5 protein-coding genes are annotated in these 12,515 nt (G+C 41.1%); 2 read left to right on the plus strand and 3 right to left on the minus strand.

What is annotated here, in order from left to right; translation table 11 throughout:
• Positions 1 to 11 precede the first annotated feature (11 nt).
• The 3 genes from K6V30_RS05130 to K6V30_RS05140 form a co-directional block, all read right to left on the minus strand.
• Positions 12 to 2,165, minus strand: coding sequence for a TIM-barrel domain-containing protein (locus tag K6V30_RS05130; RefSeq protein WP_055269507.1), 2,154 nt, complete (start codon positions 2,163 to 2,165; stop codon positions 12 to 14).
• A 124-nt stretch (positions 2,166 to 2,289) separates the two neighbouring features.
• The gene (locus tag K6V30_RS05135; RefSeq protein WP_055269508.1) at positions 2,290 to 4,761 is read right to left on the minus strand and encodes a glycoside hydrolase family 3 C-terminal domain-containing protein; all 2,472 of its coding nucleotides are present in this window, start codon (positions 4,759 to 4,761) and stop codon (positions 2,290 to 2,292) included.
• A gap of 107 nt (positions 4,762 to 4,868) precedes the next feature.
• Positions 4,869 to 6,059: a glycoside hydrolase family 76 protein gene (locus tag K6V30_RS05140; protein ID WP_055269509.1), complete on the minus strand. Its 1,191-nt coding sequence runs from the start codon at positions 6,057 to 6,059 to the stop codon at positions 4,869 to 4,871.
• Between the two features lie 367 nt (positions 6,060 to 6,426).
• On the opposite strand from K6V30_RS05140, the gene K6V30_RS05145 reads away from it, so the two are divergent.
• Both K6V30_RS05145 and K6V30_RS05150 read left to right on the plus strand, forming a co-directional pair.
• Positions 6,427 to 10,515 carry a two-component regulator propeller domain-containing protein gene (locus K6V30_RS05145; protein ID WP_070612722.1) on the plus strand — a complete coding sequence of 1,363 codons (4,089 nt, stop codon included), beginning with the start codon at positions 6,427 to 6,429 and terminating at the stop codon, positions 10,513 to 10,515.
• 1,208 nt (positions 10,516 to 11,723) lie between these two features.
• The gene (locus tag K6V30_RS05150) at positions 11,724 to 12,131 is read left to right on the plus strand and encodes a hypothetical protein (RefSeq protein ID WP_022302416.1); all 408 of its coding nucleotides are present in this window, start codon (positions 11,724 to 11,726) and stop codon (positions 12,129 to 12,131) included.
• Positions 12,132 to 12,515 lie beyond the last annotated feature (384 nt).

The raw sequence follows: 12,515 nt of genomic DNA on the forward strand, positions 1-12,515 counted from the left end.
ATTGTGTTCTTTTATAGTTTTACTTCAATGCCTTCTAGCAGATTTCCACTGGCATGGAGAATTCCTTTCTCTGTTATGACCTTAACTATAGCCATATCTTTATTCTCAGTTTCTCCTTTGCCGGTTTTTCCTGTCAGTTTTACAATGACTTTATTGTCTTTACGTTCAGCAGTGAATTGTTGTAGGCTGTAGTCTCCTTTCTTGTAAGACCAGCCGTCACCTGCATCCCAATACATGCTACCGGAGGCTTTTCCTTGCTCATCTAAGCAGACTAGTAGAGTCAGAGGGTCTAATGAACTTTCTGTAGTGTTTTGGATGATTTTCCCGGTAGGAATAATAGAACCGCCACGAATTTTCATTTTTGCTTGATATTTGTCGTTAGTATCTCCATTTACAAGTGAAAGTTCTTTCCAAATTCCTTTTGGAAGTGCCGGCTGACTGGCAAAAGCTGGGATGATGAGTAAATCATCGCCGATCAGGAACGCTTCTTCTTCAGCACGTAATGATAAATCTTTAGGATCGGAGAAGAAAACGGGACGCATGATGGGCATGCCGTTTGTTGAGGCTTCATGCATGAGAGTGTAGAAATAAGGTAGCAGTATATATCTGCGTTCCAAAGCAATGCGTGAAGCATCTTCTATTTCTTTACCGAAAGCCCAAGGCTCCTTGTTGTTTGTTCCTGCACAGGCATGACCGCGTGCGAAGGGATAAAATGCACCGAAACCAATCCAGTTTCCGAATAAGTCAGCATCAGCGTTAAATAAGAAGCCGCCTATGTCTGCACCGCTAATGGGCTGTCCAGATAGACCTAGGGTCAGTGACATTGGGACAGACATTTTCAGATGATCCCAGCAAGAACCGTTATCTCCAGTCCATGTGGCGGCATAGCGCTGGCCCCCCAAGAAATTGGAACGAGTCAGGATGAACGGACGTTTTTCGGGACGTACTGCCATAATACCTTCTCTGGATGATTTCACCATAAGGAATCCATATACATTATGGTACTGGATATGTTTTCCTGCTGGTAGATTTCCTCCTCCACGGTGAATATTATCTTCTGGCATAGTTTTATTGGGAGTATCGTTAATCTGAGGTTCGTTGACGTCATTCCAAACTCCATCGACACCTTGCGCTAAAAAGTCTTTGTATAGATTTTGCCACCATTTATTGGCTTTGGGATAAGTGAAATCAGGGAATGCAGCTGCACCAGGCCATGCATCGCCATTAAAATCTTTGCCATCGGCTGTTTTTACCCAGATGTCATTTTCAGTACCCGACTTGTAGACAAAGTAATTAGGATCTACTTTTGCTCCCGGATCAATCATCCATGTAGAATGGAAACCACGTAAGTGCAGATCACGATTAACTGCTTTAGGATTGGGAAATCCCTGTGGGTTGAATGTGAAAATCCGGTATCCGTCCATATAGTCAATATCCATCCAGATTGCGTCACATGGTATACGTTTGAGTCTGAAGGTATCTGCTATCTCAATAACTCGGCGATCAGGAGAATAAGAGAAACGGGACTGGTGATAACCTAATGCCCAGCGGGGGATCATCGGCATAGTACCTGTTAGTTCGGATAAACCACGGACAACTGCCTGCGGAGATTCTCTGTCGATAATGAACACTCGGAAAAGTTCTCCTTCACTTCTCAATTCTATTTTATTGTCCGTACTGCTAAGTTCAGCTTTCCAGCTGGTATCAAACAAGATACCGAAAGCAGTTCCGTCTTTCCTTACACCCATCATCCAGGGATGTGATTGATACAGGCGCGTACCGTTATCAACTCCATAAGCTCCGGAGTCCGTATTCCATAGTTTAATTGTTTTTCCATTTCTTAAAAGAGAACCGGTAACTTCTCCTCCTCCATAAATACTTGTTCCTTCCGGCACTGTCAGTGATGCATTTGCTTTACCGTCTGTAAGTGAGAAATTAGGGACAAGTACCCAATCAGAAGGGAGTGTACCCTGTTCGCGAGGTTCTTTTTCAATAGCAAAAGAGGGTACCTTTTTTGCATCGAAACCTTCCGGGATGAACTTAGCAATTCCATTTCCCACCATGATGCTGCGTGCGATATCTACTTTTTGCGTAGAAGCGTTTGCCAATAAGGGGAATGCTGTAAGCAAGTAAATTGCTACTGTTTTAATACACGTATATTTCATAAATTCTTGTTTGATTATTAAAAAATGAATGTCATGTTTATTTGTATTCAGCTTGTGACGGTTACTTTAATCAGGAGTTCCGCCTGTCTTTTGCATAGCGAAACTCCAGTGATGAGAGAATGATTTAGTATTGAATATTCTTTTGTATTTTAATGTCTCTTGATGAGAAACCGAGCATGATATTATAGGTCCCCGGATCAGTTACAAATTGGGTACTGTTAACATCAAAGTACATAAATGATTCTTTGGGTAATGTCATCTTAACTGTTGTCGATTCTCCTGCTTGTAAGAATACTTTTTCGAATTTTCTTAGTTCTTTTTCCGGGCGTTCTACCGGGCTGCTTTCAGTTTTACCTACATAAGCTTGTACTACCTGTGCACCATCTCTCTTTCCTGTGTTGGCAAGACGGCAGGTTACTTCTACTGTGCCGTCGGCATTTGGCTTCGAAACAGTCAGGTCAGATAATTTGAAAGTTGTATAAGACAATCCATAGCCGAAGGGATATTGTACTTCTCGTTTTAATTTGTCATAACCACGATAGCCGATGAAAATACCTTCTGTGTATGCTACATGTTTGTCTCCGTCCGGGTCGTAATAACTGTTATATGCAGGATTGTCTTCCCATTTCTTTTCGAAAGTCATAGGCAGTTTACCTGACGGATTGATTTTGCCAAACAATGCTTCTCCAACAGCTGTACCAGCTTCCTGACCTCCGTAGAATGCCCAGATTAATCCTTTTAAAGTCGGGACCCAACCTTGCATCTCGATGTTACCTCCGGCATTGACTACTCCAATAATCGGTTTCTTACATCCGGACAGGCTAGCCAGCATTTTTTTGTCTACTTCCGGAAGTGCGAATGTACGGTCACTTGCTTCTCCTTCCGTGTCAGAGCTATGGCCAAAACAGGCTATTACCAAATCGCCCTTATTCAAGTAGTCTGCAAACTTATTTTGAGTATCGTTTTTGCGTTTCCATAAAAAGCAGACTCCTGCTCCTCCACCTTGTTGATAGTATTCTACGCGGACGTGATACTTTTCACCGGCTTTTAGTGTTTTTGTGATATTTGTACTTCTGAAACCTCCCGGAGTCCAGTCGTCGATGACTGGTTGGTCATTGATAAACAGCTTGTAACCATCATCACCGCCTAATGTGAATTCGTAGTCGGCAGTTTCGTCCACACACATTGTGCTATACCATTTTACAGAGAAATAATCTTTTGGCATACCTTCCAGTTCTGTACCCGCTGCCCAGGAATAATTAATCTTTTTCTCTGTTTGCTTTACAACAGGCGCACCTTCAAAATGTATATTCTTAAAATATTCGGCATGGAACCCTTGCTCATTGAGGTTATCGTCTGTATACATGATGGAGGGCATGAAGTCAAGCTCATCTATATATTCCACCTTGACATTGTTTTGTTCACCTTCTTTCTGTATTCCATCGAAAAGATTTGTGTAGTGGAAAGGAACTACTGCACCACTACCGCCTCCATGTACATAACCATGTGCGTTTTTGCCGGTGACAATGATGTGTTTGTATTTTTTCGGGTTCAGCGGAAGGATATTGTTTTCGTTCTTCAGTAATACAAGTCCTTCTCTGGCAACATTCAATGCTGTTTCAGCAGATTTCGGATCATCCAGGGGGATGTTTTTGTCTGCTTGTGTTCCATCTTTGAATCCGAAAGCGATGAGTATGCGTAGAATATGGCGGACTTTTTCGTCAACCATGTCCATTGTGACATCACCCGTTTTCAGGTAATAAGCCATATCTTTAGGATTCATTTTCTCACCGCCTGCCATTTCCAGGTCCAGTCCGCCTTTGGCCGCTGGAACGCAATAGTGGGTGGATCCCCAATCGGACATCACTAACCCTTTAAATCCCCATTGATTTCTCAGGACCTCTTTCAGCAGCCAAGGGTTTTCCGTGGTATAGATACCGTTCATCAGATTGTAACTGGTCATTACAGCTCCGACTTCAGCTTCTTGTATAGCGGCCTTATAAGCTGGGAAATAGATTTCGTTCAGCGTTCTCTCATCAATGTCATTACTAATGTTATTGCGGTCATAATCTGAATTGTTAGCTACGAAATGTTTTACTGTTGCCATTACTCCTTGATCCTGAACTCCTTTGATGTATCCTACGCAGATGCGGGAAGTGAGATACGGATCTTCTCCCATATATTCAAAGTTACGTCCACACATTGGAGCGCGATAGATATTGACAGCTGGCCCTAATATGACATTAACGTTTCTGGCTCTGCAATCGCGTCCCAATGCTTTTCCGTATTGGTAAGCGAGATTCTCATTCCAGGTAGCAGCCAATGTTACAGTAGACGGATAAGCTGTCGATTTTCCATTTGTTCCTAGTCCCTGCGGTCCATCAGACATTTTCATTCGGTGAATGCCTAGACGGTCTATACTTTTAGTGTACATCCAGTTGACGCCACCTATATATCCTAGTTTTTCTTCTACTGTCATTTGTTTTAGCAGATCTTCAACTTTCTGGTCTATCTCTGGTGTATACCATTTTTGAGCAGATGCACAAAAAAGGTTGGCTACGAATAATAATAAAAACGTAAATCTTTTTTGTTTCATATTAATTATTGTTTTAAGTATTAGTTTAATCTTTTAATTAATTTATGGTGGTATGTGCTGTATCAAAGTTTTGTTCCAATATATTTTGGGATTTTGCTATATCAGATTTATTGTATCATAGCAAGTCGGCTATACATTTCTACCATGGCAGCCTGAGTTAACAACCATTTCTTTTGATCTTTGCTTTTGCCGCTTAAATCAGTATTGAACAATCCGTTTTCATCGCGTGCATTATCCCATGCATAGGACAAACTCTTGTTAAAAGCATTAATATAAGTTTTATCCTTATCTATCCGGTAAAGTTCGATAAATCCTCTCAGCATAACGGCAGTAAACCAGATATCTCCTTTTTTAAGCATTCTGAAAGCCTCTTCATTGGTTGCAGGGGTAAAGTCTGTAAAGAAATAGTTGAAGCATTCTTTTGCAATATTTTGAGCATCCTTCAGATAGATAGGATTCTTTGTCAACTGATAGAGCAGGGCAGCCGATTGCATCATTTGCCCGCTGTTATAAGCGAATTTGGCTTTTCCTATTTTACCGTCGAGGCGAATATTATCAAAGTAGAGATAGTCTGTGGAGTCCTGTAGGTTTCTTTGGGTCCATTCATACAGTTTCTTTCCTTTTTCAAAATAGCTGCTGTCATTGGTTGCTTTGAATAGTTTGAGTGCCAGAACCGATCCCGGAGCATTTGAACAAGTATTTTTGGATTCTTTCTTTTGTTCACACCAGTAGATACCACCTCCCAATATACTGTCAGTTCCACTTTCGATAAATTTCCATATTAGTTGGGCTTTATCCAGGTACTTTGGTTCTTGGGTCATTTGATATGTATCGGTAAAGTCGATACCTAACCATACATTATCATCGTAAAACCGATCGGAAGCTGGAGCAGTCCGGATATATGACGAATAGGCATTGGGTACCCGTTGGGTATCGAAATATTCTTCTAATCCCGGTAATACCCGGCTATCTAATAGTTTCTTATACTTTTTATCATGTGTGGCTTCGAACAGTGCATTGACTGCGGAGAATGTTCCCGAATACGGCCATAAATAAGAGAATTGGTTGGGAATATTAGCCTGTTCTTCTGATGCCAGATAAGTGACGGTATGTTGTTCGTCGAAGGGATAGTTTTCTCGGAGTAACGATGAGTTGTCTACAGAATAATTTAGGTAGAGAGAGTCCAGTGTTTGCCGGGCTCTGTCCAAGTTTGAGTTAGGTTCTACTTGGGCGGAGGATACACAACCTGTTAATGAGGCTATGCAGGTTATACCTAATAAGAAATGTAATGATTTCATTTTATATAGTATTATATTCATTATTAACTAAAACGTTGATTTCCAATTTACAGGTAGCTGGGAAGCTACCTGCTTTTGGGTTACCTATTTCAAACTACCATCCTTTTATTTTGCTTTTTACCTCATTTTGTCGTTTGATGTTACAAAGGTACCAGGGTTGGTATAAGATTGTGTACGGACTTGTGTCATTTGTGTCTACTTGTGATGAAATGGCGCAAAAATAGATATATATGTCTTAAAAGCGTACTCTTGTTTTGTTAATTTTCAGATGCCTTGAATGTTTTCTGTGCAGTTCTTGGACGTTTTCCTGATTTTCTATATCTTTCCGTCGATTTTTATGGCGTGATTTAAAATAAAGAAATGCTATATGGAAAAACACAGTGAATGGACGAAAAAAACTTCTTTTCTTAAACGAATCCTATTTCTGATAGCTTCTTGCCTTTTGATAGGGGCGGAGGCAAATGCTTCTTATAGTTTGCGGCAATTCTCCAGTAAGAACGGATTGTCCAATAGCGCTATTCTCTCTCTTTGTCAGGATAGACACGGAGTGATATGGATCGGTTCGTGTGACGGGCTGAATGTTTATGATGGCAATTATCTGGGATTATACAAACCTACGAATCTTCAGAATAGCTTTTCCGGCAATCTGATAGAACGGATTATTGAAGCCGATAATGATGTACTGTGGATACAGACTAATTATGGACTTGACCGCTTCGATACACAAAGGCAGACTATACAAAGTTTCAAGGATTTTAAGTATATCAACCGTATGGCGAGAAGTCCGGAAGACGATTTCTTTATAATAAAGGATGACGGCTATATTTATTATTATCAACCGGAATTGAAAGAATTCTGCAAACTGGACGTGAAGAAAATACATTTTGAGGAAGTACAGCAGATGTCTATTGATAATTCCGGCGTTCTCTGGATTTTCTCTTCGGACAATGATAACCGGAGCTATGTGATAGAAAAGAATGAAAATCAGATCAAGCTGGTTCCCTGCAATCATTTAAATCATTCGGAAAAGCTTCTGTGGACATTTGTAGATGGAGATTTAATCTATTTTGTAGATAGTACCTATGCGTTTTATGAGTACGATCTGAATAGCCATAATAAATATTTTATAGCGGATCTGGAAGAGGAGATTCAGCATCGTGGCGATATCTCATCTATCATTAAGCAGAAAAACGATTATTATATTGGTTTTAAAAGCAGCGGACTAATTCAGCTGAAATATTTGCCGGATTCGAAGGTGAAGTATGCTATACAGTCCATTAATATTCAGTCGGGCATCTTCTGCCTGATGAAAGACCGGTTTCAGGATATTATCTGGGTAGGGGCTGACGGACAAGGCATATATATGTATTTTACGGATGAATTTTCTATTGAAAATGTGTTGCTGGACGTACCGGAATATCGGGTAAATAACCCTGTCCGGGCATTGTTCCTTGATCATGAACAGACCTTGTGGATAGGCACAAAGGGGGGAGGCATTCTAAGGATGATGGACTTTCATCCTGACAGGGAGACATTGCCGCAGGCAGAGAGAATCCTGGCGAACAATAGTGCATTGATGGATAACTCAGTCTATAGTTTTGCTCCGGGCAGACGAAATTCATTATGGATTGGTACGGAAGACGGACTGAACTATTATTCTTACCTCACGAGAAGGATAGAAGAATTTCCGGTTATAGCGGATGGTAAAAAAGTGAAGTATGTGCATTCCATCTGTGAGACGAATGATAGTACATTATGGGTTGTTTCGGCAGGTGAGGGCATTGTGAAAATCACTTTAGAGGCTTCTTCGTCCTTGCCGAAAGTGAAGTCGGCACAACGTTTTACTTTGGATGGAGGAAAGAGAAACTCTAATTATTTCTTTGTCTCCTATCAGGAGAATGATTCGACTATCTGGTTTGGTAATCGCGGATATGGTGCATATAAGATGAATACACGCACCAATCAACTAACCCCTTGCCGCATTGACGATGTGGTGAAGAATCAGACGGTGAATGATATTTTTGCCATTCATAAAAATGACGAAGGATACTGGTTTGGCACGAGCTTCGGATTAACCCGGCTTTATCAGGGTGAATACAGGGTATATAACGAGACTGACGGCTTCCCCAACAATACGATTCATGGTATATTGGAAGGAAGGGATAATAATTTGTGGCTCAGTACCAATCAGGGGATGGTGCGGTTCAATGTTCGCGAGAATACAGTACAGACCTACCGCCAGCAAGGTGACCTGGAAGTGATTGAGTTCAGTGATGGTGCTTTCTTTAAGGACCAGCAGACAGGTACGCTATTCTTTGGCGGGACAAACGGATTCATTACAATTACCGAGAACGATCATATGTCAGAAGAATATATGCCTCCTTTGCATTTCAACCGTTTGTCTATTTTTGGTAAAGAATGTAATATCTATGATTTCCTGCAAGGACCCAAGCAAGAGACTCTGGTGCTTGACTATAGCCAGAACTTCTTCAATCTGTCTTTTCTGGCAGTCGATTATATCAATGGCAATAATTATACTTACTCTTATAAGATAGATGGATTGAGTGACAGCTGGATTGAGAACGGACTTTCTACAGTAGCTGTTTTTTCCAATCTGTCACCGGGAGAATACACCTTACTGGTGAAATACCGGAGCAATATAACCGGACAGGAGAGTGAACCTTTTTCATTGCTCATTCGTATCATTCCCCCCTGGTATATGACTATCTGGGCCTACGCTTTTTATTTCCTGCTGTTTATTCTGTTGATTCTCGAGTCTGTCTGGATGATAATAAGGCATTATCGTAGAAAGCGGAATGTGATGATTGAACAGATGAACCGCCAGCAACGCGAGGAGTTGTACGAATCAAAACTACGCTTCTTTACGAACATAACACATGAATTCTGTACCCCACTGACATTAATTAATGGCCCGTGTGAAAAGATTCTTTCCTATAGCAGGGTAGATGGTTATGTGCGTAAGTATGCTACGATGATTCAGCAGAATGCATTGAAACTGAATGCGCTGATTCTGGAACTGATCGAATTCCGTCGGCTGGAAACGGGAAATAAAGTCCTGAAGATTAAGCCGGTTCCTGTCACAGAACAGATACGCACCATTGCGGAATCATTCGGAGAACTGGCTGAAAGCCGGAAACTGAATTATCGTTTGCAGATTGAGAACGGAGTGTATTGGAATACAGACATCAGCTGTCTGAGCAAGATAGTCAATAACCTGATTTCTAATGCTTTCAAGTATACTCCGGAAAATGGTACCATAACGGTGATGCAGACAGTGGAGAATGACCGGCTTTGCATTCGCGTGTCTAACACCGGAAAAGGTATCAAGGCGGCTGATCTTACAAAGATATTTGACCGCTACAAGATTCTGGATAATTTCGAAGTACAAAACAAAGATGGCATTGCTCCGCGAAATGGTTTAGGGCTGGCTATTTGTCACAGTATGGTGAATTTATTGAATGGTCAGATTCATGTTTCCAGCACTCCTAATGAGATAACTACGTTTGAAGTGTTGCTTCCCACGATGGAGGTTACGGTCGATAATGAAGACGAAAAAGTGGTGGAAGAGTTACCGCCGGTACCGGACGAGCGGTCTGTTGAACTCCGGAACTCATCGACCGAATATGATAAAAACAAGCAAACGATAATGATCATTGACGATGATCCTTCTATGCTATGGTTTGTGACGGAAATCTTTGTGGGACCCTATAATGTGGTGCCATTGAGTAGTGCGGAGGAGGCTTTAAAACAATTGGGCATTCAATTGCCCGATTTGATTATTTCGGATGTGATGATGCCCGGAATGGATGGAATGTCATTTGCCAAGAAGATCAAATCAGATAAGCTGTTGAGCCGTATTCCCCTTATCCTGCTTTCTGCTCTGAATAATATCGATGAGCAGACAAGAGGAATTGAGTCCGGAGCAGAGGCGTATATTACCAAACCGTTTAACGTGGAATATCTGGAGAAGGTAGTGAGAAGGCTGTTGCAACGTGAGGAAGACCTGAAAGAGTATTATAGTTCTGTTCTGAGCGCTTTTGAACTGGATGACGGGCATTTCCTGCATAAAGAAGATAAATCTTTCTTTGAGAAGATGATGCAGATTATCGATAGTCATATTCAGGATACGGAGTTGTCTGTTGAATTGTTGAGTAATTCACTTGGATATAGTACCCGCCAGTTCTATCGAAAACTGAAGAATATCACGGACAAGACTCCTGCCGACATTATCAGGGAATATCGTCTGACTATTGTCGAGCGTTTGCTGCTGACAACACAGCTTTCAATCGAAGAGATCATGGATAAAACCGGATTCTCGAACAGAGGAACTTTCTATAAGGCATTTGCACAGCGGTTTGAAATGACGCCTAAACAGTATAGAAAGATAAAAGCGAAGGACGTGCAGGAGAGTTCCGAAGAAGGAGCCTCCGAATAAATGCCGGAATACCTTGGGAGATAACAATCGTTCGTTTCCGATAAGACATGGGTTAATAATTCTTTTTTTAGACATAAGAACAAAAGAACAAATAAGTTATAAAAGCTATAGGAAATATGTTCTTTTGTTCTTATGTCTAAAGTTGATTCAAAACCGTACGGAAATGAATTAAATTATAAATTAAGGATTAGGCACGGATTACACGGATGAACACGGTTTTAGTGCTATGATTAATTACGTAAAACAACCGTGTTCATCCGTGTAATCCGTGCCTAAATATATTCTTTTCGGTACAGTATGGAGCTTAAACTCGGTTTTCGGACTGACCCAGTAATTCTTCATTTCAAACTTCTTCATAATGATTAAAACAGATGTTTTATTGTCATCTGTCAGCTTTTAGTAGGCAAACTGTTTATAATGAGATAATTATCTCCTGACAATACACCCTGATAATACAGCTGACAATAGCAATCGTCCATTCTATTGTCAGCCGTATCATGCTGTTATTCCAGTTTGACTATTTGATAAAGAGTCCCTTGGTAAGTATGCTTTGCTCGTGCCACGCCTTTGGCATGCTTGTGCCACGCCTTTGGCACGACTGTGCCATCGCAGTGGCACAACTGTGCCAAGCACTTTGCACAACCATTTCAGAGGTTGGGCACAATCGTTTCCATAGGTGGCACAACTGTTCTGATAGCTTGTCACAAACCGTATGGATACTTGAACGGGAAACGACGAAAGGAGAGATGTTGGTGACAGTATGAAATGAAGGCTGATATATCGGAAGCTTCCCTCACTCCATAAGCTGACAGTAAAATGGAATTTTTGCTATTATCAGCTTATTGTCAGGGCTTATTGTCATGAGGTAATCTGTTTGTTATGAGGTTATTATATATGAAAAGCTGACAGATGACAATAGAAATCGATATTTAATCATTATGTAGAAAATGCGGGAAAATTATTTCTCCGGTCATTTCCTGTTTATATTTGAAAAATAGTATCTTTGCAGTGACTATCATTTTTTCACTAAGACGCAGGGAATCCTGCTTTTGACGAGTTGCAGGCATTTTTGCCTGTGGCTCTTCTCATAGGCGGTTTCGTACCCCCGTGGGGAGTATATAATGTACCTCCAGCGTCTTAGTGATGTGATAGTCAACGGGAAAGGCGAAACCGTTCTTTTTTTGCCCCTTTATTAATACTTTTATCTTATGGAAACTGAAAACGCTTTGACTATCGCGGAAGAAAGTCTCAATGAACTCTTTTTTGAAGAAGAAGCCCGTCTTTGGGCAGAGGTGTACGGCAAGCAATCTGATAAGCCGGACCTTGAATCTCTTCAACGCATGTTGGAGAATATGAACCATTTGCTGCTTAGCTTAGAACTTCCGTGGGAACGCTTTATCCCTATCCTGTACCGAAGTTTTGCTCTTTACATGCGTCATCCGGACGAAAATACCAATAACCGGAAAACTTATCAGCTTTCTGCCCAACTCATGGACGCTGTTGTCTTTCTGTCGAAGAATACGAGCTTCATTCATTCTGTGCACCTTTTCTGTAACGTGCAGATTGCTGCGCTTAAAAAGCTACAGGATAAAGAAGCAGAAGTGAACTCGATTTAAATAAAGGATCAGGCACGGATGACGCGGATTAACACGGTTGTTTTATGTAATCATAGCATTAAAACCGTGAAATCCGCGTCATCCGTGCCTGAATATATTCAAATCCGTTCGGGATTAAGCCTGACGAGGAAATAAACCGAAGGTTATGGGAGGGAGTTAAGTTTGCTGTGATTGCTGCATAAAAGTTAATTGAATGTTCTTGTGAGGGTGTGTTAAAACCCTTATAAATAAAAAATCATCCTCGCTACAACTATCTGAACTGCACTCCTAAAGTTTTGTGTCCAACTTTTGGGGTGCAGTTCAATCTGTAGCGAGGGTGATTTGGTTGAAAGGGGAGTTTTGACACATCCCCATAAATTCGTATAGATACGATCTTGGCAACTT

It is taken from the genome of Bacteroides faecis (assembly GCF_020091505.1).
Classification (GTDB): domain Bacteria; phylum Bacteroidota; class Bacteroidia; order Bacteroidales; family Bacteroidaceae; genus Bacteroides; species Bacteroides faecis.

What these genes read in the sequence shown, in the direction of transcription:
- K6V30_RS05135 (WP_055269508.1), bottom strand. Translation starts at nt 4,761, where the DNA reads ATGAAACAAAAAAGATTTACGTTTTTATTATTATTCGTAGCCAACCTT.
- K6V30_RS05145 (WP_070612722.1), top strand. Translation starts at nt 6,427, where the DNA reads ATGGAAAAACACAGTGAATGGACGAAAAAAACTTCTTTTCTTAAACGA.
- K6V30_RS05150 (WP_022302416.1), top strand. Translation starts at nt 11,724, where the DNA reads ATGGAAACTGAAAACGCTTTGACTATCGCGGAAGAAAGTCTCAATGAA.
- K6V30_RS05140 (WP_055269509.1), bottom strand. Translation starts at nt 6,059, where the DNA reads ATGAAATCATTACATTTCTTATTAGGTATAACCTGCATAGCCTCATTA.
- K6V30_RS05130 (WP_055269507.1), bottom strand. Translation starts at nt 2,165, where the DNA reads ATGAAATATACGTGTATTAAAACAGTAGCAATTTACTTGCTTACAGCA.